This window comes from Micromonospora yasonensis (assembly GCF_026013475.1).
In the GTDB taxonomy this organism is placed as follows: domain Bacteria; phylum Actinomycetota; class Actinomycetes; order Mycobacteriales; family Micromonosporaceae; genus Micromonospora; species Micromonospora yasonensis.
On record NZ_JAPDPH010000057.1, the window covers coordinates 1 to 22,161 of the forward strand.

The 22,161-nt window shown below is 71.6% G+C and carries 20 protein-coding genes and 1 riboswitch; of the genes, 14 read left to right on the top strand and 6 right to left on the bottom strand.

Features of this window, described 5'->3' with window-relative positions; translation table 11 throughout:
- Positions 1-397 precede the first annotated feature (397 nt).
- Positions 398-539: riboswitch (cyclic di-AMP (ydaO/yuaA leader) on the top strand.
- A gap of 190 nt (positions 540-729) precedes the next feature.
- Together ONA70_RS14475 and ONA70_RS14480 are read left to right on the top strand one after the other, a co-directional pair.
- On the top strand, positions 730-1,575 hold the full coding sequence (locus ONA70_RS14475) for a C39 family peptidase (protein WP_265006932.1): 846 nt from the start codon (positions 730-732) through the stop codon (positions 1,573-1,575).
- 121 nt (positions 1,576-1,696) lie between these two features.
- Positions 1,697-2,449, top strand: coding sequence for an alpha/beta fold hydrolase (locus ONA70_RS14480; protein WP_265006933.1), 753 nt, complete (start codon positions 1,697-1,699; stop codon positions 2,447-2,449).
- Between the two features lie 7 nt (positions 2,450-2,456).
- Here ONA70_RS14480 and ONA70_RS14485 read toward each other — a convergent pair whose 3' ends face one another.
- The 4 genes from ONA70_RS14485 to ONA70_RS14500 form a co-directional block, all read right to left on the bottom strand.
- A complete protein-coding gene (locus ONA70_RS14485; RefSeq protein WP_265006934.1) occupies positions 2,457-4,172 on the bottom strand; it encodes a CDP-glycerol glycerophosphotransferase family protein in 1,716 nt (571 codons plus the stop codon).
- Positions 4,173-4,194: 22 nt separating this feature from the next.
- Positions 4,195-5,709 carry a bifunctional cytidylyltransferase/SDR family oxidoreductase gene (locus tag ONA70_RS14490; RefSeq protein ID WP_265006935.1) on the bottom strand — a complete coding sequence of 505 codons (1,515 nt, stop codon included), beginning with the start codon at positions 5,707-5,709 and terminating at the stop codon, positions 4,195-4,197.
- 141 nt (positions 5,710-5,850) lie between these two features.
- A complete protein-coding gene (locus ONA70_RS14495; RefSeq protein WP_265006936.1) occupies positions 5,851-6,669 on the bottom strand; it encodes an ABC transporter ATP-binding protein in 819 nt (272 codons plus the stop codon).
- Positions 6,662-7,555 carry an ABC transporter permease gene (locus ONA70_RS14500; RefSeq protein WP_265006937.1) on the bottom strand — a complete coding sequence of 298 codons (894 nt, stop codon included), beginning with the start codon at positions 7,553-7,555 and terminating at the stop codon, positions 6,662-6,664. Before ONA70_RS14500 ends, ONA70_RS14495 begins: the two co-directional genes overlap by 8 nt.
- 220 nt (positions 7,556-7,775) lie before the next feature.
- Between ONA70_RS14500 and ONA70_RS14505 the strand changes: the two genes are divergently transcribed.
- Positions 7,776-8,384, top strand: coding sequence for a TetR/AcrR family transcriptional regulator (locus ONA70_RS14505; RefSeq protein ID WP_265006962.1), 609 nt, complete (start codon positions 7,776-7,778; stop codon positions 8,382-8,384).
- 19 nt (positions 8,385-8,403) lie between these two features.
- On the opposite strand, the gene lhgO is transcribed toward ONA70_RS14505, so the two are convergent.
- The gene (gene lhgO / locus ONA70_RS14510) at positions 8,404-9,600 is read right to left on the bottom strand and encodes an L-2-hydroxyglutarate oxidase (protein WP_265006938.1); all 1,197 of its coding nucleotides are present in this window, start codon (positions 9,598-9,600) and stop codon (positions 8,404-8,406) included.
- A 118-nt stretch (positions 9,601-9,718) separates the two neighbouring features.
- On the opposite strand from lhgO, the gene ONA70_RS14515 reads away from it, so the two are divergent.
- From ONA70_RS14515 to ONA70_RS14555, 9 genes are all read left to right on the top strand, one after another.
- On the top strand, positions 9,719-10,855 hold the full coding sequence (locus tag ONA70_RS14515) for a DegT/DnrJ/EryC1/StrS family aminotransferase (RefSeq protein WP_265006939.1): 1,137 nt from the start codon (positions 9,719-9,721) through the stop codon (positions 10,853-10,855).
- Positions 10,856-10,883: 28 nt separating this feature from the next.
- The gene (locus ONA70_RS14520) at positions 10,884-11,816 is read left to right on the top strand and encodes an NAD-dependent epimerase/dehydratase family protein (RefSeq protein ID WP_265006940.1); all 933 of its coding nucleotides are present in this window, start codon (positions 10,884-10,886) and stop codon (positions 11,814-11,816) included.
- Positions 11,817-12,110: 294 nt separating this feature from the next.
- The gene (locus tag ONA70_RS14525; RefSeq protein ID WP_265006941.1) at positions 12,111-13,301 is read left to right on the top strand and encodes a glycosyltransferase family 4 protein; all 1,191 of its coding nucleotides are present in this window, start codon (positions 12,111-12,113) and stop codon (positions 13,299-13,301) included.
- Positions 13,298-13,930: an acyltransferase gene (locus tag ONA70_RS14530; protein WP_265006942.1), complete on the top strand. Its 633-nt coding sequence runs from the start codon at positions 13,298-13,300 to the stop codon at positions 13,928-13,930. The genes ONA70_RS14525 and ONA70_RS14530 overlap by 4 nt, the downstream gene beginning before the upstream one ends.
- Before the next feature lie 34 nt (positions 13,931-13,964).
- Entirely contained in the window at positions 13,965-14,204 is a 240-nt protein-coding gene (locus ONA70_RS14535; RefSeq protein ID WP_265006943.1) for an acyl carrier protein, read from the top strand.
- The gene (locus ONA70_RS14540; RefSeq protein ID WP_265006944.1) at positions 14,197-14,952 is read left to right on the top strand and encodes an SDR family NAD(P)-dependent oxidoreductase; all 756 of its coding nucleotides are present in this window, start codon (positions 14,197-14,199) and stop codon (positions 14,950-14,952) included. Before ONA70_RS14535 ends, ONA70_RS14540 begins: the two co-directional genes overlap by 8 nt.
- The gene (locus ONA70_RS14545; protein WP_265006945.1) at positions 14,949-16,370 is read left to right on the top strand and encodes an AMP-binding protein; all 1,422 of its coding nucleotides are present in this window, start codon (positions 14,949-14,951) and stop codon (positions 16,368-16,370) included. The genes ONA70_RS14540 and ONA70_RS14545 overlap by 4 nt, the downstream gene beginning before the upstream one ends.
- Positions 16,367-17,416 (top strand): LuxE/PaaK family acyltransferase, encoded by a 1,050-nt coding sequence (locus tag ONA70_RS14550; RefSeq protein WP_265006946.1) that lies wholly within the window; start codon positions 16,367-16,369, stop codon positions 17,414-17,416. The genes ONA70_RS14545 and ONA70_RS14550 overlap by 4 nt, the downstream gene beginning before the upstream one ends.
- Entirely contained in the window at positions 17,413-18,648 is a 1,236-nt protein-coding gene (locus tag ONA70_RS14555) for an acyl-CoA reductase (protein WP_265006947.1), read from the top strand. The genes ONA70_RS14550 and ONA70_RS14555 overlap by 4 nt, the downstream gene beginning before the upstream one ends.
- 73 nt (positions 18,649-18,721) lie before the next feature.
- On the opposite strand, the gene ONA70_RS14560 is transcribed toward ONA70_RS14555, so the two are convergent.
- The gene (locus ONA70_RS14560) at positions 18,722-19,750 is read right to left on the bottom strand and encodes a lysylphosphatidylglycerol synthase transmembrane domain-containing protein (protein ID WP_265006948.1); all 1,029 of its coding nucleotides are present in this window, start codon (positions 19,748-19,750) and stop codon (positions 18,722-18,724) included.
- Between the two features lie 249 nt (positions 19,751-19,999).
- Between ONA70_RS14560 and ONA70_RS14565 the strand changes: the two genes are divergently transcribed.
- Complete coding sequence (locus tag ONA70_RS14565) at positions 20,000-21,100, top strand: DegT/DnrJ/EryC1/StrS family aminotransferase (protein WP_265006949.1); 1,101 nt, start codon at positions 20,000-20,002, stop codon at positions 21,098-21,100.
- Positions 21,097-22,062 (top strand): Gfo/Idh/MocA family protein, encoded by a 966-nt coding sequence (locus tag ONA70_RS14570; protein WP_265006950.1) that lies wholly within the window; start codon positions 21,097-21,099, stop codon positions 22,060-22,062. The genes ONA70_RS14565 and ONA70_RS14570 overlap by 4 nt, the downstream gene beginning before the upstream one ends.
- The last annotated feature ends 99 nt before the right edge of the window (positions 22,063-22,161 follow it).

Here is a 22,161-nt window from a genome sequence, read left to right on the forward strand (position 1 = left end):
CCGAGCCGGTTCCCGCGCGTTCCGCCGAGTCGGTGACCCAGCAGCTGGCGCCGGTGCCGGCCGGCGCGACGGTGGCCACCCCGCGCTGGCGTCCGGCCCGGATCGGCTGAATCGTTACCCGAATCCGGTGACCCGGGTCACGGCTCGCCGAAAACGGTCATCCGGAGCAGGTCGGGTGATTGACGCACGCAATTCCGGGTCGGTCGCCACCAGATGTCCGATTGTTGACCGGTAGTGCCGACATAACTGCTTGTCCCATTGAGTAGCGTCAGTGACCGGCTGTTCCGGTCAGCGTAATGATGTTCGAGGTTTACGCAGGTGGGCGCGCTTGGCAAGAGAAGTACCCACCGGTAGTGTCGGCGCGTCCGGTGCGGTTTTCGATCGCAAGTGGCGACGCCGTGCCGACCCGCTCAATCGTGATCTCACGAACCGGGGACCCAGGGCAGCACCGGGGTGAATCCGCGAGCCACGGCCCGCGGTAGGGCGTACTTCCCGCCCGAATCCGTCAGCTAACCCGGTAGGCGGTGAAGGAAGGAGTTCCCTCCTCGTGCCGACCAGCCCCCGATCCTCCCCCCGCCTCCACGGCGCCCCCGTGCCGCTCGCCTGACGGCGTCCGGCGCCCCCGGTAGCCCGGACCTTCCGGGCACCCCCTTCCCCGCGGCCACCCCGCCCCACGAACGCGCGTGTGTCTCTCCGCGCGTCGGGTCGACGTGTGCCGCTCCGGCCCCCGTGGAGGAACACGTGAAGCACACCCTGAAGCGTCAGCTGCGCCGGCTCGCGACCGAGCGCCCGTACCAGATCGTCGCCGGCTCGGCCGCGGCGCTCGTGCTGGCCGGCGGCACCGGCGCCGCCCTGACCGCCAACGACGACTCGCCGGTCCGTCAGGAGAAGACGGCCGCCGTCGCCGAGCTGGCCCCCCAGCTCGGTGAGGCCGCCGCCAACGCCCAGGCCCAGGCCCAGATCGCCGCCCCGGCGTCCCCGTCCGCCTCCCCGAGCGCGTCGCCCACGGCGACGGCCAGCACCGCCAAGGCGGATCCGGACGTGACCAAGAAGGCGAAGCCGAAGCCGCCGTCGACCAAGGTCCTCGACTACACCTACCAGGCGCAGTACGCCTACTGGAACTGCGGCCCGGCCGCGGTGCGCAACGCGCTCAGCGCGAGCGGCATCGAGACCACCCAGGACGCGATGGTCGCCCCGCTGAACGCCGGCGAGTACGGCACCAACTCGGCGGAGGACACCACCCGCGGGCTCAACCAGATGGTCAAGGGGAGCCCGTGGCGGACCCACATGATCCCGGGCCCGCCCAGCCCCGCGCAGATGGACCAGCTCCAGGCCGACGTGGTCAAGGCGATCACCGATGGCCGTGGCGTGGTCGCCAACATCGTCGGCTCCGCGACCGACACCGACGGCGGCTGGCACTCCTTCCCCGGTGGCCACTACATCGCGGTGGTCGGTTACAAGAACGACGGCCGGACCGTCCGGATCGCCGACTCGGCCGACCCGTCGCTGCCGGCGTACTGGATCACCACCATCGACCTGGCGAACTGGATGACCACCCGCGGCTACTCCGCCTGATCGCAGCTCTCCCTCCCTGTCGGGCCCCGGCTCCCTGAGCCGGGGCCCGATGCCCACTGTCGGAATCCCTTCGGCGGACCGGTCTCGCGCGTCGTGTCCACGCGTTGGCACACTGCGCCCTATGGGTGAGGCGACGGGTACCCGCCATCTGCTGCTGTTGCACGGCATGGGCGCCACCGGCGAGGTGTGGCTGCCCTGGGCGCCGCTGCTGGAGCGCCGCTGGGCGGGCCGTTGGCTCGCCCCCGACCTGGCCGGCCACGGCTGGTCGCCGCCGCTGGCCGGATACTCCTTCGAGGCGCTCGCGAGCCGGGTGGTGGAAGGGCTGGGCCCGGTCGCCGAGCGGCTCGGCCCCCGGGACCGGCTCGTGCTGCTCGGGCACTCGCTCGGCGGGGTGGTGGCGCTGGCCCTGGCGGCGCGGATCCGGCGCCTGCCGGTGGACGCGGTGGTGGGCCTCGGCATCAAGGCCGTCTGGTCCCCGGCCGAGCTGGCGAAGGCCCGCGAGCTGGCCGGGCGGCCGGTGACCTGGTTCGCAAGCCGGGACGAGGCGGCCCGCCGCTACCTGCGCGTCTCCGGGCTGACGGGGCTCTTCGCCCCGGACCATCCCGTGGTGGACGCCGGGCTGCGCCGGGAGGAGGGCCGCTGGCGGCTGGCCATGGACCCGGCCGCGTTCGCGGTGGGGGAGCCGCGACTGCCCGACCTGCTCGCCGCGACCGACGTGCCGGTGCTGCTGGCCCGGGGCGAGCAGGACCCGATGGTGTCCGACGCGCAGCTCAAGGAGTTGGGCGTACCGGTCGCGACGCTGCCGGGGCTCGGCCACAACGCGCACGTCGAGGACCCCGAGGCGGTACTCGCCCTCCTCGACCCGTACCTGTGACCGCCGATCAGGCGGTGGGGGACAGCGGCGAGCCGTCCTGGGCGACCGGGTCCACCGTACGCGCGACGGGCGGGTTCCACCCCGGTTCGAGTTCCCGCCGGGCGGCGTCGAGGAACGCCTCGGCGTACGAGTCCTCGGGGAAATCGCCGAGGTAGCGGGCCCGGGTGAACCAGCGCTCGGCCGCCTTCGGGTCGGTGTCGAGCAGCTCGGTCAGCACCTCGTCCAGGTTGGACATGTCCTGGTGCAGGACGTAGCCCGAGCCGGCGAGCGGGAAACGCGCCTCGAAGTTCGCGCCGTCCGCGCCCATGTCGGTCACCGCGTACGGCTTGCCGGAGTAGAGGTAGTCGGAGATGACCCCGGAGACATCCGAGATCAGCACGTCGGAGCGGTTCACGCACTCGGCCAGGGTCAGCTCGCGGCCCGCCGCCGCGCCCCACAGGTGCGCCCGGCCGGTCTTCGCCCGGTCGGCGGCGAGCAGTTCGGTGAGGCGGGCGAGCTGCCGCGCCGAGGCGGGGTTCTGCGCCGTGTACGGGTGGGCCCGCAGGATCACCGTGGCGCCCCGGTCGAGCAGCCGGCGGAGCATCGTCTCGGCCACCGGCAGCGAGCAGTAGTTGGCGTCGGCGTGGTGCCCCGTCCAGGTCGGGGTGTAGAGCACCGTCGGCGCGGCCAGGGCGCGGGCCGGCCCCCGGCGTACCTCAATGGCCTCGACCTGGGGCCGGCCGACCACGACGAACTTCTCGGCGGGGATCTCCACGCCGGCCCGGGCGTACCGCTCGATCGCCGCCGGGCCGGCGACGAAGATCTTGTCGAAGATGCCGGAGACCGGGTTGGCGCTCGGCGCCTTGTCGCTGTCGCCGTGGTGCAGCTGCACGTGGGTGAGCCGGGAGAAGCGGATGCAGTGGCTGTTCTTCGCGCCGTGGTTGACGTAGAACGCCACCCGCAGGCTCGGCACCAACGCCTCGTCCATGGCCTTCAGCGTCGGGCAGAAGACCACCGGCGCCCGGGTCGCCGCGGCGATGGTGGACAGGTGTTCCGGCTCCCGTACCAGGACCATGAACGGCCGGCCGATCCGCTCCAGGTACGGCAGCCACATGGTGACCTGGTACTCCGAGCCGGGCGGGGCGGAGAAGTAGAGCACGAACTCGGGCTGGTGCCGGCGCAACGCCCGGCCCACCGGGCCGCCCCCGGCCGGCGGCCGGAACCGGCGCCGGGCCAGGTCCAGCCCGGCCGCGCCGCAGCCGGCCGCGACCAGCAGCACGGCGACCAGCGCCAGCCAGGCCGGCAGGTCGAGGCCGGCGGCCACCGCCACCACGGCGAGCAGCCCGAGCAGCGCGTCGTCGAGCCGGGCGGCGATCCGCGGGGCCCAGGAACGGACCGGCAGGTTGGCCGCCCGGATCTCCAGCGCGCCGGCGGCGCGCAGCGGCCCGGCCAGCAGCACCAGGCCGAGCAGGATCGGCGCGGCGAGCGCCAGCGCCGGGTCGAAACTGTGGTCGACCCGGCGGGCGTACCCGACCAGGATGCCGGCGGCGACCAGGACCGACTCGGCGACCGCGTCCGCGCCCGGCCGGATCCGCCGCTCGACGGCGGCGGCCGCCAGCGCGGCCACGGCGATCGCCAGGCCCCAACCGGTCGCCCCGGTCAGCGCCACGACGATGAACGCCAGCGCCGCCAGCCCGATGGTCAGTACCCGGGCGAGCAGCTTCCGGACCAGGTCACCACGCATGTCGCTCGCCTCCGTCGTGGTGTCAGCCGGCGTCGACGCCGCTGGCGAGCTCGTCGGCGCCGCCGGTCGGCTGCGCCGGCACCGCCACCACCGGCTCGCCCGGTGCCCGGCGTACGTCGATCACCTGGCCGGTGAGCTCGGAGATCAGCACGTCCAGCGACGCCTGGGCGACGGCCTCGGCGGAGAGCAGGGTGTGCTCCGGCTCCTCGCCGAACGCCTTGGTCCGCATCGGGGTGGCGGTGCGCTCCGGGTTGATGCAGTTGACCCGTACGCCGAACTCGGCCCACTCGTCGGCGAGCGCCTGGGTCAGGTTGACCAGGGCGGCCTTGGTGGCGGAGTAGAGCGCGTACTGGGCCCGGCCCCGGGTGTAGGAGCTGGAGGTGTAGAGCAGCAGCTGACCCTTGGTCTGCTGGAGGTACGGCAGGGACTGCCGGGCGGCGATGATCGGGCCGACGAAGTTGACCTGGAGGACCCGGTCCATGGTGTCCTGGTCCATCTCGGCCAGCGCGCCCTTCTCCAGGATGCCGGCGGTGACCACCACGTAGTCGATCCGGCCGGTCGCCTCGAAGGCGGTCTTCAGCGCGGCCTCGACGTCCTGGGCGCGCTCGACGTGGGTGCCGGTGCTGGACCGGCTGAACGGGAAGACCTGCGCGCCGTAGCGGCGGGCCAGCTCGGCCAGGTCGTGGCCGATGCCGTAGCTGCCGCCGAAGATGACCACGGTGCGGCCAGCCAGCTCCTCGGTGTAGCTGCGGTGGTCGCTCAGCCGCGGCGCCTGGGCGGCGGCGAGCTGGAAGAGCTTGTCCGCCAGGTGCACGTCGACCGGGTGGGTGACCTTGATGTTCTCGTCCGAGCCGTCGATCACCTTGATCGGCGTGCCGGGCAGGTAACGCAGCACCACGCCGCAGTCGTCGGTGGCGGCGAAGTTCGGGTCGCCCTCGGCCCGGCGGTACGCCTCACGGATGGTGCCGGAGCGGAACGCCTGCGGGGTTTGGCCGCGCCGCAGGGTCGACCGGACCGGGATGTCGACGATGCAGTCCTCCTCGTCGACCTGGATGATCGTGTCGGCCGAGGGGATCGCCACGTCGACCGCCGAGTACGTCCAGAGCGCGTTGACGCACTCCCGGACGATCCGGGCGCTGACCAGCGGGCGGACCGCGTCGTGGAAGAGGATGTTGACGTCGTCCTCGCCGACCGCGTCCAGCGCGACGCGGGTGGTCGCGTTGCGGGTGTCGCCACCCTCGATGACCTTGCTGACCTTGCGGAAGCCGGCCTTGTCGACGATCTGCTGGGCCTCGGCCACGTGGCCGGCGGCCATCAGCACGATGATCTCGTCGATCTCGGGGGCGGCCTCGAAGACGGCCAGGGTGTGTTCGATGATCGGCTTACCGGCGATCTTCAGCAGCTGCTTGGGGATGCCCAGCCCCAGCCGCGTCCCGGTGCCGCCGGCCAGCACCACCGCCACCGTCCGCGAGGGTCGCCACGGTGTCCCCGCCGCCGCCGCGGCGACGTCCGGGCTGGTGGTGTGGTCCTGCGTCATGCCGATCCTCACTCTCAACGATCCCGACGATGGGGGATGGCCGCCGGGCGACCGGATGAACCCTAACGTGTCTGTTCGGATGATCCGCACCGGTGACCGCGTATGTCGGTGTCCGCCGGTCACCGGGTGGGCACTCCGACGTTACCTGCCGTTCGAGAAGTCCTCGTAGGCCCGGATGACCTCGTCGGTGGGGCCGTCCATGCGCAGCTCGCCCGATTCCAGCCAGATCGTCCGCTCGCAGGTGTCCCGGATCGAGGAGAGCTGGTGGCTGACCAGGAACACCGTGCCGGCGCTCTCCCGCAGCTCCCGGACCCGCTGCTCGCTGCGCTTGCGGAAGCCCTTGTCGCCGGTGGCGAGCGCCTCGTCGATCAGCAACACGTCGTGCTTCTTCGCGGCGGCGATCGAGAAGCGCAGCCGGGCGGCCATGCCGGAGGAGTAGGTGCGCATCGGCAGCGAGGCGAAATCGCCGCGCTGGTTGATGCCGGAGAACTCGATGATCTCCGGGGTGAGCCGGGCGACCTCGGCGGGCGGCATCCCCATGGCCAGGCAGCCCAGGGTGACGTTGCGCTCGCCGGAGAGGTCGTTGAGCAGCGCCGCGTTGACCCCGAGCAGGGACGGCTGCCCCTGGGTGTAGATCGCGCCGCGGTCGACCGGGAGCAGCCCGGCGATGGCCCGCAGCAGGGTGGACTTGCCGGACCCGTTGCTGCCGATCAGGCCGATCGCCTCGCCCCGGTACGCGGTGAAGCTCACCCCCTTGACCGCGTGCACCTCGCGCACGTTCGGGGCCTGGCTGCGCTTGACCAGCCGGCGCAACGCGGCGACCGGGGTGGTGCCGCCGGTCGCGCCCTTGTGCACCCGGTAGACGAGGTGCGCCTGGTCCACCACCACGGTGGGGATCCGCGCCTGCAGCGTCGGCAGGGCCTGGGTGGCCTCGTCGGACCCGGTGAAGTGCTCAACCACGGCCGTACTCCTGTTCGCCGCGCCAGAAGTAGATGAACCCGCCGACGCCGGCCACCACCGCCCAGGCCGCGGCCACCAGCCAGAGCTGGGTCAGCGACTCGTTGAGCATCGGCGCCTGTTCGAGCAGGGCGTACCGGGCCAGCTCGATGTAGACCAGCATCGGGTTGAACTTGATCAGCGTGGTGGCCCACTCCGGCAGCCGGTTGAACAGCCGCACGCTGTAGAGCACGCCGGAGCCGTACATCCAGGTGCGCATGATGAACGGCATGACCTGCTTGAGGTCACTGGCCTTGGCGCCCATCCGGGCGACGAGCAGCACCACGCCGGCATTGAAGATCGCCTGCAGCACCAGCGCCGGCGGCAGCAGCAGCCACTGGAGGGTGAGCGGCTCGCCGGTGACCAGCACGATGCCGATCAGCACGACCATCGAGGCCAGCAGTTGCTGGAACTGGGTGAGCGTGGCGGCCAGCGGCAGGCTGGCCCGGGGGAAGTGCAGGGCCCGGATCAACCCGAGGTTGCCGCTGATCGACTGCGTCCCGGCCAGGATCGCGCTCTGCGTGAAGTTGAAGATGAACAGGCCGGTGGTCAGGTACGCGATGAAGTTCGGGATGGAGTTCTGCGCGAGCACCAGGCCGAAGATCAGGTAGTAGACCGCGGCGTTGGTCAGCGGGGTCAGCACCTGCCAGACCTGACCCAGCTTGGCGTTGCTGTACGAGGCGACGAGCTTGGCGTTGGCGTACGCGGCAACGAAGTGCCGGTAGGCCCAGAGTCGGCGGCTGTACTCGACCAGCGAGGGGCGCTCGCCGGCGACCCGTAGGCCGTGTCGAGCGGCCAGTTGCGCCTGGGTCAGGCCCGCGTCGGGGCCGGCCAGGGCGGTGTTGGCCATGAGCTGGGCGCTCCGATCTTTCGTACCAACGGGACGGGGTGACGATGAGCCTGTCACGGGCGCCCCCGCGAGTGGCAGGGCGGGCTCGTCGCGCGGTGGACGGTAGTCCAAAACACGTCGGGACGCAACCGTATCGTCGTTACGGTACATTGTCCCTCGTGACAGCCGAGAAGAGTCTCACGTGACGACCGGGAAGAGGCGCGCACCCGCCGGTGCGGCGGTGCTGCGGGGCGAGATCACCACGGCCATCCGCAAGGCCCTGATGCAGGAGCTCGCCGCCGTGGGTTACGGCCGGCTCTCCATCGAGGCGGTCGCCCGCCGGGCCGGGGTGAGCAAGACCGCGGTCTACCGGCGCTGGAGTTCGAAGCTGGAGCTGGTGCTGGAGACGGTCGTCGCGGCCGCCGGCAGCAAGCTGCCGGCGCTGGACACCGGCAGCCTGCGCGGCGACCTCAACCTGCTGTTCCAGGTCGTCACGCACGCCCTGCGCCACCCGCTGGCCTCGCAGATCATCCCCGACCTGCTCGCCGAGGCGGCCCGCAACCCGACCCTGGACCAGGCGCTGCAGCAGGTGCTGCGCAGCAAGCAGCAGGAGATCGGCGGGCGGCTGGTCGAGCGGGCGGTACGGCGTGGCGAGCTGCCGGCCGGGGTGGACCTGGACGCCGCGATCGATCTGATCGTCGGGCCGCTCTACTGGCGCCTCGCCATCGCCCGGTCGGCGCCCACCGACGCGTACCTGGAGACCCTGGTCGAGGCGGTGGCCACCGGCCTGGCCGCGGCACCGGCGGTGCCCCGCCAGCGCGACGTCGCGCTGCCCGGCCCGGCGGTCTGACCCGGCCCGGGTCGGACGGTCAGCCGATCTGGCCGACCGGGAGCCGGGAGACGATGTGCCGGGCGATCTCCAGCGAGCTGGTCGCCGCGGGGGAGGGCGCGTTCAGCACGTGCACCTGCCGGTCGCCCTCGACGATCAGGAAGTCGTCCACCAGGCCGCCGTCGGGCAGGATCGCCTGCGCCCGGACGCCCGCGCCGGCCGGCACGATGTCCGCCGGGGTGAGTTCCGGCACGAGCCGGGCCAGGCTGGCCGCGAAGCGCTTCTTCGACAGCGAGCGGGCGACCTCGGTGAGCCCGTACCGGTAGTGCTTGCGACCCAGCGCCCAGAGGCCGCGGTAGGTCAGCTCGTCCCAGACGTCCCGCAGGTTGATCCGGCCCCACGAGTACCCCTCGCGGGCGGTGGCGAGCACCGCGTTCGGGCCGGCGTGCACGCTGCCGTCGATCATGCGGGTCAGGTGCACCCCGAGGAACGGGAACTGCGGGTCCGGCACCGGGTAGACCAGGCCACGGACCAGGTCCCGGCGCTGCGGGGCGAGTTCGTAGTATTCACCGCGGAACGGGATGATGCGGACTGGAGTGGACACTCCAGACAGTCGGGCGATCCGGTCGGCATGCAGGCCGGCACAGTTGATCAGCACATCGCCGATCACCTCGCCCCGGGTGGTGCTCACCACCACCTCGTCGCCCCGGTTGGCGACCGCGGTCACCTCGGTGCCCGTACGCAGGTCCGCGCCGCCCGCGGCGAGCAGTTCGGCGAGCTTGCGGCAGACCACGCCGAAGTCGACGATGCCCGTCGACGCGACGTGCAGCGCCGCGACGGCCGCCACGTGCGGCTCGTACTCGCGGGCCTCGTCGGCGCCGATCAGCTTCACCGGCAGCCCGTTGGCGAGCGACCGCTGGTGCAGGTCGTGCAGGCGGGGCAGTTCGGCCTCGTCGGTCGCGACGATGAGCTTGCCGCAGATGTCGTACGCCAGGCCGTGCTCGGCGCAGAACTCGACCATCGACGCGCTGCCGGCCTTGCACAGGGTGGCCTTCAGGCTGCCCGGCTTGTAGTAGACGCCGGCGTGGATCACGCCGGAGTTGTGGCCGGTCTGGTGCGCGGCCCAGCCGGACTCCTTCTCCAGCACGGTGACCGAGTCCCCGGGCCGGTCGGTCACCAGCCGGTGCGCCACGGCGAGCCCGACGATGCCGCCACCCACGACCACGAACCTTGTCATCACCATCTCCCCAGGCCGACGCCGCGACCGATGGTAACGAAGCGAGCCGCGCGCCCGACTCGCGCCCGACCCCCCGGGGTGGCCTACACTTCACCGGGTCCATCACTCGGGGAGTCTTATGTCTGAGGTCATCGCGCTCGGTCAGCCCACGGTCGGCGAGGCCGAACTCGCCGCCATCGCCGAGGTCTTCGCCTCGGGCTGGCTCGCTGGTTCCGGGCCCACCAGTCGTCGCTTCGAGGAGCGGTTCGCCGCCGCCGTCGGCACCAAGCACGCGCTCGCCACGAGCAACTGCGGCTCGGCGCTGCACCTGGCGCTGCTCACTCTCGGTGTCAAGCCGGGCGACGAGGTCATCGTCGGCGACTACACCTTCCCGGCCACCGGCCACTCGGTGATGTGGACCGGGGCCAAGCCGGTCTTCGCCGACGTCCGCCCGGACACCTGGACGGTGGACCCGGCGGCGGTCGAGGCCGCGATCACCCCGCGCACCGTCGGCATCATCGCCGTCGACGCGTTCGGCCAGCCCGCCGACTACGACGAGCTGCGCGCCATCGCCGACAAGCACGGACTGTTCCTGGTCGAGGACGCCGCCTGCTCCGCCGGCGCCACCTACAAGGGCCGCCCCGCCGGCAGCCTGGCCGATGTGGCCACCTTCAGCTTCCACGGCCGCAAGGGCATCACCGCGGGCGAGGGCGGGGCGTACGTCACGAACCGGGACGACCTCGCCGCGCACGCCCGCAAGCTGCACACCTACGGCGTCGAGGGCGCGCTGACCCGCGCCGAGCTGTCGCACCTGCCCATCCCGACCTTCACCGAGCTGGGCTACAACTACCGGCTCTCCGACATCGCCGCAGCCATCATGATCGCCCAGCTCGACCGGCTGCCGGACCTGCTGGCCACCAAGCGCGCGATCGCCGCCCGCTACGGCGAGCTGCTCAAGGACCACGAGCTGATCACCACGCCGTACGAGGCGCCGGACCGCGAGCACCCCTGGCAGTCGTACGTGGTCACCCTGGACTCCCGGGTGGACCGCGGCGCGGTGGCGATGGAGCTGCGCCAGCGTGGCGTGCAGTGCACCTTCGGCACCTATGCCTCGCACGTCCAGCCGCTCTACGGCCAGACCGACCCGTGCCCGGTGTCGGCCGACCTCTTCGCCCGCCACCTGGCGATCCCGATGCACGCCAACCTCACCGAAGCGCAGGTCGAGACCGTCGCGGCGACGCTCACCGACGTCGTCGACTCCATCGCCGCCCGCTGAGAATCCCCCAGGAAGGACATCGTCCACCATGTCGAAGCAGACCGTCTTCATCACCGGAGGCGCGGGCTTCATCGGCCTGCACGTGGTCCCGATGCTGTTGGAGAAGGGCTACCGGGTCCGCATCTTCGACAACATGTTCCGCGGTGACCGTGACCGGATCGCCGAGCTGGCGGCCACCGGCGACGTCGAGCTGATCGACCAGGACGTCCGCTACGGCGGCGCCGTGCACGCGGCCATGAAGGGCTGCGACTACGTCATCCACCTCGCCGCGGTCTCGATCAACAAGAGCCAGGCCGACCCGTACGAGTCGATCGACATCAACATGGTCGGCAACCACAACGTCTTCGCCGCCGCCGCCGACCACGGCGTCAAGCGGCTGGTCTTCGCCTCGTCGGCCTCCGTGTACGGCGACCCGAAGAAGCTGCCGATGCACGAGGACGACCGGCTCGACCCGCTGACCCCGTACTGCATCTCCAAGCGGGCCGGCGAGGACCTGCTCGGCTTCTACCAGCGCAGCAAGGGCCTGAACTGGATCGCCCTGCGCTTCTTCAACGTGTACGGCCCGGGCCAGAAGCCGACCGCGTACTACACCTCGGTGATCAACCACTTCGTGAAGCGGCTGAAGAACGGCGAGCCGCCGGTCATCGACGGCAAGGGCGAGCAGTCGATGGACTTCATCCACGTCCACGACATCGCCCGCTCGGTGGTCGCCGCCATGGAGGCCGAGCAGGGCAACGTGCCGATCAACATCGGCACCGGCCTCGACACCTCGATCGCCAGCCTGGCCGAGATCCTCATCAAGGCGGTCGGCGTCGACGTGCAGCCGCAGTTCAACCCGCGTGAGGTGCTGGTCAGCCGCCGGGCGGCGGACATCACCCGGGCCCGCGAGGTGCTCGGCTGGGAGCCGACCATCGCCGTCGAGGACGGGATGACCGACCTGATCAAGACCGAGGTGGCCTGACCGCACCCGGGACCCCAGCTCGGCCGGCGGTCGACCGGATCGCCGACCGAGCTGGGACCTTCCGGGTGTGCCGGTTCCCGGGCGTCGGGGACCGTCGCGCACGGTCGTGACCGAATGAAATCGCCAGGTCGACGGCCCGTGTGCGGCGCAGGACGGCATCGCCGACGCGCCGCGCGCTGGGGTAGGGTGGCCCGCGTTGCCTGCCGGCGGATCCACCGACACCGCCGTACGATCCATCGGTAGGCCCGGACCGTCCCCTCGCCCCCCAGGCCGACCTCGACAGGAGCTATCGCTGTGCGGATCGCGGTCGTCAACAACTTCTTCCCCCCTCGCCCCGGCGGAAGTTCCCACCTCGCCGCAGCCCTGGCGGATCGGTACGCGGCCGCCGGTCATGAGGTGCTGGTCCTGACGGCGGCCTACAAGGACGCGCCGGCGGAGGAGGAGCGGAACGGCTACCGGGTCGTCCGGCTGCCCGCCATGCCGATGCCGAAGCTCGGCCTCTCCATCGACTTCGACATGGCGTTCACCCTGGCCCGCCCCGGCAACCTGCGCCGGGTCTCCCGGCTGCTCGCCGAGTTCAAGCCCGACGTGATCCACCAGCACGGTCAGTTCTTCGACCTGAGCTGGATCTCCGGGCGGTACGCCCGCCGCCACCGCGTGCCGGTGCTGCTCTCCATCCACACCCGCCTGGAGAGCCCGGACCCGAAGTACGCGGCCCTGTTCCGCATGCTCGACCGGTTCATGGTGTGGCCGCTCATCCGCCGGTTCCACCCGCGCTACGTCATCATGGACGAGCTGGCCGCGCATTACTGCGCGGAGCGCTATCGCGCGACCACGGCCGACTTCGAGTACATCCCGGTGGCGGTGGAGCCGAGTCGCTTCGAGGGAACTCCCGAGCTCGACGTCCGCGCCCGGCACGGCATCGGGGACGCGCCACTGATCGTGTCCCTGGGGCACGTGATCCCGCTGCGCGACCGGATCGCCCTGATCGAGGCGCTGCCGGCCATCCTGGCGAAGCACCCGGACACCAAGGTGATGATCATCGGCCGGGTCTACTACGACGCGTTCGCGAAGCGGGCGGCGGAGCTCGGCGTCAGCGATGCGGTGATCACCACCGGTGTCGTCCCGTCCGCGGAGGTGCCGGCCTACTTCGCCGCCGCCGACGTGGTGGCCCACGACCTGCAGGGCGGTGGCTTCGGCACGGCGAGCCTGGAGGCGATGGCCGCCGGCCGGGCCACCGTCGGCACGGTGACCGAGACCAACTTCCCGGCCGTCCGGCTGCGCAACTGGGAGAACTTCGTGCTGGTCCGGCCGAACGACCCGGCCGAGCTCGCGGACGCCGTGATCCGCCTGTTCGACGAGCCGGAGGAGCGGGAGTGGATCGGCAAGCGCCAGCGCGACCTGGTGTACCTGCATTTCACCCTCGACGTCGTCACCCGTCAGCACCTGGCGGCCTTCGAGCGGATGGTGGAGAAGCAGGCATGAGCGTGTTCTCCGACGACGAACGCAGCAACCGGCTCCGCCGGGGCATCCTCGACGACATGGTCAGCGGCCTGCTCAACGACGTGGAGCGGGCCCGGTACCTGGGCCTGCCCGAGACGACCCGGATCCGTGAGCGGACGAAGATCATCAGCCCGGAGAACCTGCTCATGGGTGAGCACTGCTGGATCGGGGAGAACACCGTCCTGGACGCCAGCGGCGGCCTCGAGATCGGTGACCACACCAGCATCGGCCTGAACTGCTTGGTGTTCACCCACTCCAGCTGGCTGGCGAACATGATGCTGGAGAACCATCCGGGTAGTGACCTCATCGAGCGGAAGCCGGTCAAGATCGGCAAGGGCTGCTTCATCGGCGGGAACAGCGTGATCATGATGGGCGTTACCATCGGTGACTGCGCCACGGTCAGCCCGCTGTCGGTGGTGACCAAGGACGTGCCGCCCTACAGTCTGGTATCGGGCAACCCGGCCCGGGTGTTCCAGCGGTACGACGAGGAGTACCTCAAGGCCGAGGCCGAGCGGGTCCGCGCGGAGAACGCCGCCCGGCGGGCCGAGGCGCAGGCGCGGGGGGAGACCCCGTCCTGGGGCTCGCCCACGCTGCGCCGCGACGGGCAGTGACCATCCCTTAGCAAGCAACGGAGAAAGTAAGATCATGAGTCTCACCGACCGCCTGCGCGGCGTCTTCGTCGACGCCCTGGAGTTGCCCGAGGGCACCGATGTGGAGAACCTCACCTACCGCGGCATCGAGCAGTGGGACTCCCTCGGCCACATGACCCTGGTCGCCGCCATCGAGGACGAGTTCGACGTGCAGCTCGAGACCGACCAGGTCATCGACATGAGCAGCTTCAAGGTCGCCCTGGAGATGCTGCGAGGTCTCGGCGTCGATGGGTGAGTTGACCGGCCGGGTGGCGCTGGTCACCGGCGGCACCCGCGGCATCGGCCTGGCTACCGCCCGCGCGCTGGCCGAGGCAGGGGCAACGGTGGTGATCACCGGCCGGGACGCCGCCCGGGCCGAAGCGGTGGCCAAGGAGTTCGGCGGGCACGGCCTGGGCCTCGACGTCGCCGACTTCGATGCGGTGGGCACCGTGGTGAAGCAGGCCGCCGCCGCGCACGGCGGGCTCGACGTCCTCGTCGCCAACGCCGGGATCATGGAGAGCGGCCTGCTCGGCATGCTGCGCGCCGACGACGTCCGGCGCACGCTGGACGTCAACGTGGCCGGAGCGGTAGCGGCCGTTCAGGCCGCCGGCCGGGCGATGGCCCGCAAGCGCAAGGACGCCGACGGTGTCGAGCGCAAGGGCGGCTCCATCGTGCTGCTCGCCTCCGTGGTCGGCACGTACGGCGCCGCCGGCCAGTCGGTGTACGCGGCGTCGAAGGCCGCCCTGGTCGGGCTGGCCCGCTCCGCCGCGCGCGAACTGGGGCCCCGTGGCATCCGGGTGAACGCTGTCGCGCCCGGGGTGATCCGTACCGACCTCACCGCCGGGCTGCCGGCGGACGTGCTGGACCGGCAGGCGTCGGCCGCCGCTCTCGGCCGTCTCGGCGAGGCCGACGAGGTCGCCGAGGTGATCCGCTTCCTCGCCGGGGACGCGGCCCGGTACGTGACGGGTCAGGTCCTCGGTGTCGACGGAGGGCTCGTCCCGTGAATCTGATCGCCCCGACCGCCCGGCTGATCGACGCCGCCTCCGGCGACGTCCTCGGCGGTACCGACCTCGACGCCGAGGTCGGACGGCACGCCAGCGCGTACGCCGGGTTCCCGCCCGGGGTGGTTTTCGCCCGCACTGGGGTGTCCGTGCCCGCGGTGCTGCGTTACACCGGCGCGCTGCGGGCGGCGCGGCCGGTGGCCCTGCTCGACCCCGCCCTGGACCCGGCCGTGCTGGCCGACTTCATCCGCCGGTTCGAGCCCGCCGTGGTGGTCGGCGTGGCCGAGGGCGGCCCGGGCGCCGCGCCGGGGGAGTGCCCCAAGCAGTATCGCGAGGTAGACGACCCGGTCCTCGGCCCGGTCTGGGTCCGTGACCGGGCCTCGGCCGACCAGCCGCACCCGGACCTGGCGGTCCTGCTGGCCACCTCCGGTTCGACCGGAGACCCGAAGTTCGTCCGACTCTCCCGGACCGCCGTGACGAGCAACGCCACCTCGATCGCCCGGGCACTGGCCATCGGCCCGGACGAGATCGCGCCGACCAGCCTGCCGCTGTACTACAGCTTCGGCATGTCCGTGCTCAACAGCCACCTCGCCGCCGGCGCGACCGTGCTGGTGGTGGACGGCGGGGTGCTGGCCCGCGAGTTCTGGCAGGCCGTGCAGACGTACGGGGCCACCTCGCTGGCCGGGGTGCCGTACAACTACGAGATGCTGCACCGGATCCGGTGGAGCCCGGCGAAGTACCCGTCGTTGCGGACGCTCACCCAGGCGGGCGGCAAGCTCCGCGACGAGATGATCCTCGCTTTCCACGAGAAGATCGCCGCCGTCGGCGGCCGGTTCCACGTGATGTGGGGATGCACCGAGGCGGGGCCCCGGATGAGCACCCTGCCGGCGGACGCGCTGCCCGACCGGGTCGGCTCGGTCGGCCCGGCGCTGGACGGCGGGTCGTTCACCGTGCTGGCCGAGGGCGGGCGGGAGACCGAGGATCCGGGCGTGGTGGGCGAGTTGGTCTACCGTGGCCCGAACGTGATGATGGGGTACGCCGAGAACTCGGCCGACCTGAGCCGGGGCGATGAGCTGGACGGCGTGCTGCGTACCGGCGACCTCGGGCAGCTCGACGAGGACGGGTTCGTCTGGCTGCGCGGACGGCTCAAGCGCTTCGGCAAGATCTTCGGCATCCGGGTCAACCTGCACGACATCGAGGAGATGGCCCGGGACCAGGGCCCCGTCGTGGCGGTGTCCGGCCCGGACAAGGTCGTGCTCTTCGTGGAGGGCATCGAGCCGGACGAGGCGCGCGCCGTCGCGGGCCGGCTCGCCGAGCGGCTCAAGCTGCACCGCTCCGGCTTCGACGTCCGCAGCATCGAGCGGTTGCCACAACTGCCCAACGGCAAGATCGATTACCGCTCCTTGGAGGCGCAGGTATGACGCTCTTCACCCTCGATCAGGCGGCCCGTGAGGCGCGGCTGCTGCCCGAGCTGGTGGAGCTGACCGAGCACCACCGGGCCAACAGCCCGGAGTACGCCCGGCTCCTGGCCTCGCTGGGCCACCACCCGGGTCGTCGCTACGAGCGGGTCGCCGACCTGCCCTGGCTGCCGGTCCGGCTGTTCAAGCACCACCTGCTCAAGAGCATCCCCGACGACGAGGTGTTCAAGGTGCTCACCTCGTCCGGCACCACCGGCGACGTCAGCCGCATCTACCTGGACAAGGATGCCGCGGCGGTGCAGCAGAAGATGCTGTCGGCGACCCTGCGCACGGTCATCGGGGCGCAGCGGCTGCCGATGCTGCTGGTCGACACCCGGGCCCTGTTCAAGAATCGCAAGTCGTTCTCCGCCCGAGGCGCCGGAGTGCTGGGCCTGATGAACTTCGGCCGGGACCACACCTTCGTGCTCGACGAGCACGACCAGCCGGATCTGGACGCGGTGCGGGACTTCCTCGACCGGCACGGTGACCAGCCGTTCCTGATCTTCGGCTTCACCTTCATGACCTGGCTCTACCTCTACGAGCTGGCCCGGGACAACAAGCTCGACCTGAGCAACGGCATCCTGATCCACAGTGGTGGCTGGAAGAAGCTGGTGGACCGGGCGGTGGACAACGCCGAGTTCCGCCGGCGCTTCACCGAGGACACCGGCCTGACCCGGATCCACAACTTCTACGGCATGGTCGAGCAGATCGGCCTCACCTTCCTGGAGGGGCCGGACGGGGGAGGCCTCTACTGCCCCGACTTCTCCGATGTCATCGTCCGTGATCCGGACACCTGGGAAGAGGTGCCGGTCGGTACGCCCGGCGTGGTCCAGGTGATCAGCACGCTGCCGCGGTCGTACCCGGGGCACCTGCTGCTGACCGAGGACCGCGGGGTGGTCCACGGCATCGACGACGGCGTCTGGCCCGGCAAGCGGTTCTCGATCCTCGGCCGCCTGCCGCGGGCGGAGGCACGGGGTTGCAGCGACACCTTCACGGAGGCGGCGGCGTGAGCAAGGTCATCGAGCGGTTCCCCGTCGGGGGTGCGATCGCGGTCGACGATCTGGTCGACGCGCTGCGCGCGACGCCGCAGGACGGTCCCCTGACCGTCGGTGACGAGCGGGTGGTCGACTTCCTGGTGGCGTTCGCCCGCCGGCTGCTTCGGCCGGCCGTGGCGCGGCGGTACCCGGAACTCGCCTCACTCGGCTTCTTCCTCCGCCGGGGAGAGATCACCAAGGCTCTCGCCCGGGTCGCGGACGAGCCGGGCCAGCTCCGGTTTCCCCGCGGCCTCGTGTTCCACGTGCCGCCGGCCAACGTCGACACGATCTTCGTCTACTCGTGGGCGCTGTCCGCGCTCGCCGGGAACGCCAACGTCGTCCGGATCTCCTCCCGTTCGGCCGGGGCCGCGGACGCGGTGCTCGGCGCGCTCAACGACACCCTCGCCGAAGCCCACCCCGCCGTGCGGCAGACCCAACGGATGGTGACGTACGGGCGGGACGACGCGGTCACCGCGGCGCTCTCCATGGCGGCCGACCTGCGGGTCATCTGGGGTGGGGACCGGTCGGTCAGCGAGATCCGCCGGCATCCGCTGCCGCCGCACGCCCGGGATGTGACCTTCCCGGACCGCTCGTCGTTCACGGTCATCAGCGCCACCGGCTGGCTGGGCGCGCCCGCGGCCGACCGGGACGCCGCCGCGCTGGGCTTCTACAACGACGCGTACTGGTTCGACCAGGCGGCGTGCGCCTCGCCGCGCACCGTGTACTGGGTGGGCGAGGCGGCCGACGCCGAAGCGGCGCGGGCGGACCTGCTGGCCCGGCTGCGAACCGTGCTGGACAGCAAGCGGCCGGAGGTCGACGCCGCCATGGCGGTGGAGAAGCGGGTCGCCACGTACGGGCTGGCCGTCGAGGGCCTTGCGACCGCCATCCACTTCGACGGCAACGACCTCGCCACCGTGGAGCTGACCGGTCCCGGTGACATCCCGCGCCGCTGGCTCGGCGTGGGCACGTTCCCGCAGGCGCGGATCGACGCGCTGACCGATCTGGCACCGGTGGTGGTGCGCCGGGACCAGACCATGACCCACTTCGGGTTCACCGGCGAGGAACTGGCAGCCTTCGCCCGCGCCGTCGCAGGCCGGGGCATCGACCGCATCGTGCCGCTCGGCGACGCCCTGAGCTTCGCCGCCACCTGGGACGGTTACGACCTGATGCGGGAGTTCACCCGGATCACCACCATCATCACCCGGTGAGCTGAGATCGAACGGAAAAGCCGGTCCGAGCCGACGGCTCGGACCGGCTTTTCGTTTCCGGCGGGGGAGACGGTCACCCGACGTCGGCGGTGGCCACCTCGGGGGTGCTGCCGCGCAGCTGGCGTACCGACGAGAGCGCGGCCAGACCGGCAGCGATGACGTCGGCGATCGTGAAGATGAGCCGGGACGCCAGGGCGATGCCCATGGCCGCGCCGACGCCACCGTCGTGGACCAGGAACGGCGCCAGGGCGGCGACCAGGACCGCCTCCCGCACGCCGAGCCCGGACGGTGACAGGAAGGCGAACATGCCCACCGTCATGGCGATCGCGAACGACCCCACGCAGCGCAGCAGGCCGCCCACGCCTGGCGCCGCCTGAGCATTGGCCAGCAGCCAGAGGTGTACGCCGAACAGGCCGTAGCCCAGCGCGCTCCAGCCCATCACGCGTAGCACCCCGGGCCAGGTGAGCCGGTGCTCGAGGCGGGGCCGGCGCAGCACTTTCAGCGCGACCTGGACGAGGGCGGTGAGCACCCGGGGGATCGCGCAGATCAGGGCGATCGGGAAGAGGACCGCGACGATCCAGAGCGCCACCCGTACCGAGTCGGCGTAGCTGGAGTCGGCGTTCGCGGCCGCCTCCCGCAGCGACGGCAGGCTGAGCAGGCCGAGACCGAGCGCGGTGGTCACGCCGAGGCCGACGGTGACCAGGGTGGCGAGGAAGGCGCGGGCGCGGGGGAGCCCGGCCCGCTTGCCGAGCTCGATCTGCAGCACGTACGCCCAGACGCTGCCCGGGATGTACTTGCCCAACTGGCCCACCAGGCAGATCCGCAGCGCCGCGGTGACCGGCAGCTTGTGCTCCAGGTCGTCCACCGCCGCGCGCCAGGCCATCGTGTTGGCCACCATGCCGAGCAGCGCCGCGAGCACCGACAGCGCGACCGATTCCCAGGCCAGCCCGAGCCAGGTCGAGCGGACCTGCGGCCACTGGCTGACCACGCTCCACACCATGCCGGCAGCGATGGCGCCGAACACCACCACCCGTACGGCCAGGGAGAGCCAGCGCCGGATGCCGCCGCCGGTGCTCTGGGGAGAGCCGCCGGAGGGCGCCACCGCGACAGCGGTCTCACCAGCTTTGCGTGCGGCGGTGTCTACCACGAGTTACCTGCCTCTGCGTCGCATTTCACCCGAAGCCGGGGGTGGGGTGGTGCACATGGCAACGCACTACACTAGCTCAGGCCATCGCCCGGCACCGCCTGGCACCCGTGCCGGTTTTCCCACCGGTCGACGCCGGTCTCCCGGGCGTTCCCGTCACTGTTACCGTCTGCTCGCTGCCACCCACACCCCCCAAGGAGAGACGTTGTGATCCCCATTTCCGTCGTCAAGCTCGACGAGGCGGCTGAACAGTTGGCGGTCGAGGTCATCCGCTCAGGCGTGCTGGCGCAGGGGCCGATGGTGGCTCGGCTGGAGCAGGAATTCGCCGCCACCGTCGGTGTGGAGCACGCCGTCGCCGTGAACAACGGCACTACCGCCCTGGTAGCGGCGCTCGAGGTGCTCGACCTGCAGCCGGGCGACGAGGTCGTCACCAGCCCGTTCACCTTCGTCGCCACCCTCAACGCGATCCTCGAGGCGGGCGCGACCGCGCGCTTCGCCGACATCCGCGAGGACGACTTCTGCATGGACCCGGCCGCGCTGGCCGCCGCGATCGGCCCGCGGACGAAGGTCGTCATGCCCGTACACCTGTACGGGCAGCCCGCCGACATGACCGCCATCGTCCCGCTGGCGCAGCAGCACGGTCTCGGCCTCGTCGAGGACACCGCGCAGTCGCTGGGCGCCACGATCGACGGACGGGGGGCGGGCAGCTTCGGCCTCGGCACCTTCTCGCTCTACGCGACGAAGAACCTCACCACCGGTGAGGGCGGCATGATCACCACCAACGACGACGTGCTGGCCGACCGGCTCCGGGTGCTGCGCAACCAGGGCATGCGAGCGCGCTACCAGTACGAGATGGCCGGCCACAACTACCGGCTCACCGACCTGCAGGCCGCCCTCGGCATCCCGCAGCTGGCCAACTACGGCGAGAACGTCAAGCGGCGCAAGGACAACGCGGCCCGGCTCTCCGCCGGCCTCGCCGACGTGCCGGGCCTGCGGCTCCCCACCGAGCTGCCCGGCCGCTCGCACGTCTGGCACCAGTACACGCTCCTGGTCACCGAGGAGGCCCCGGTCGACCGCGACGAGGTCATCAGCCGCCTCGCCGCGGCCGGTGTCGGGTGCGGCATCTACTACCCCAAGACCGTGTACGACTACGAGTGCTACCGCGACCACCCCCGGGTGATCGCGGACCCGGCGCCGGTCACCGAGCGGGTGGTCCGGCAGTGCGTCTCGATCCCGGTGCACCACCACCTCACCGACAGCCAGGTGGACCAGGTGATCGAGGCCGTCCGCAAGGCGGTGGGCGCGTGACCGCCCCGGTTCGTTTCGCGCTCGTCGGCACCGGCGCGATGGGCTCCCTGCACGCCCGGGTGATCGCCCAGTCGCCCCGCGCCGAGCTGGCGCTGGTCATCGAGCCGCGCGAGGAGGTCGGCCGGGAGATCGCCGACCGGTACGGCGCCGCCTGGGCGTCGGACCTGAGCGACCTTTCCGGCGTCGACGCCGTGGTCATCGCCGCGCCGACGGAGTACCACCACGGGCTGGCCGAGCAGGTGCTGGCGGCCGACAAGCCGCTGCTCATCGAGAAGCCGGTCTGCGGCAGCCTGGTCGAGACCGAGGAGATCGTGGCCAGCGCCGAGAAGCGTGGGCTCCCGCTCCTCTGCGGCCTGCTCGAGCGGTTCAACCCGGCCGTGCTGACCGCGCTGACGCTGGTGCACAAGCCGGTCCACCTCACCGTCACCCGGCACTCGCCGTACGCGCCCCGGATCCGCACCGGCGTCGCCTGGGACCTGCTGGTGCACGACGTGGACCTGACCATCCAGGCCTTCGGCGGGCAGGAGCCGGTCGCCGCCCGCGGCTCGCTCGGCTACTTCCACCCCGACTCCGTACCCGGGGCCGAGGACGTCGCGGAGGCGGTGCTCAGCTTCGGCAACGGCGCCCTGGCCAACGTGTCGGCCAGCCGGATCGGCCAGCGCAAGGTCCGTACGCTGGTGATCAGCGAGGTGGACCGGCTGATCGAGGCCGACCTGATCCGCAAGGACGTGACGATCTATCGGCACGTGTCGCTGGACGCCGCCACGCCGGACGGCCGGGGCTACCGCCAGCAGAGCATCATGGAGGTGCCGGAGCTGATCTCCAACCGGGAGCCGCTCGCCGCTCAGCTCGACCACTTCCTGGACATCCTCGCCGGGCGGATCGACGCCGACGTGGAGCGGCAGCGCATCCTGCCGGCCCACCGCACGGTCGCCGGGATCATCGAGGACAACTCCCGCTGAGCTCCGAACCGGTCCGTCACGGTCCGGGTACGCAACGGGGCGCCGCTGTCATGGACAGCGGCGCCCCGTTCGTGTTGCCGGCTCGGCGCTCCGCTCAAC

Coding starts and splice junctions, on each gene's coding strand:
- ONA70_RS14540 (WP_265006944.1), top strand. CDS start 14,197: ATGGGTGAGTTGACCGGCCGGGTGGCGCTGGTCACCGGCGGCACCCGC.
- ONA70_RS14515 (WP_265006939.1), top strand. CDS start 9,719: ATGTCTGAGGTCATCGCGCTCGGTCAGCCCACGGTCGGCGAGGCCGAA.
- ONA70_RS14485 (WP_265006934.1), bottom strand. CDS start 4,172: ATGCGTGGTGACCTGGTCCGGAAGCTGCTCGCCCGGGTACTGACCATC.
- lhgO (WP_265006938.1), bottom strand. CDS start 9,600: ATGACAAGGTTCGTGGTCGTGGGTGGCGGCATCGTCGGGCTCGCCGTG.
- ONA70_RS14550 (WP_265006946.1), top strand. CDS start 16,367: ATGACGCTCTTCACCCTCGATCAGGCGGCCCGTGAGGCGCGGCTGCTG.
- ONA70_RS14500 (WP_265006937.1), bottom strand. CDS start 7,555: ATGGCCAACACCGCCCTGGCCGGCCCCGACGCGGGCCTGACCCAGGCG.
- ONA70_RS14535 (WP_265006943.1), top strand. CDS start 13,965: ATGAGTCTCACCGACCGCCTGCGCGGCGTCTTCGTCGACGCCCTGGAG.
- ONA70_RS14530 (WP_265006942.1), top strand. CDS start 13,298: ATGAGCGTGTTCTCCGACGACGAACGCAGCAACCGGCTCCGCCGGGGC.
- ONA70_RS14520 (WP_265006940.1), top strand. CDS start 10,884: ATGTCGAAGCAGACCGTCTTCATCACCGGAGGCGCGGGCTTCATCGGC.
- ONA70_RS14480 (WP_265006933.1), top strand. CDS start 1,697: ATGGGTGAGGCGACGGGTACCCGCCATCTGCTGCTGTTGCACGGCATG.
- ONA70_RS14490 (WP_265006935.1), bottom strand. CDS start 5,709: ATGACGCAGGACCACACCACCAGCCCGGACGTCGCCGCGGCGGCGGCG.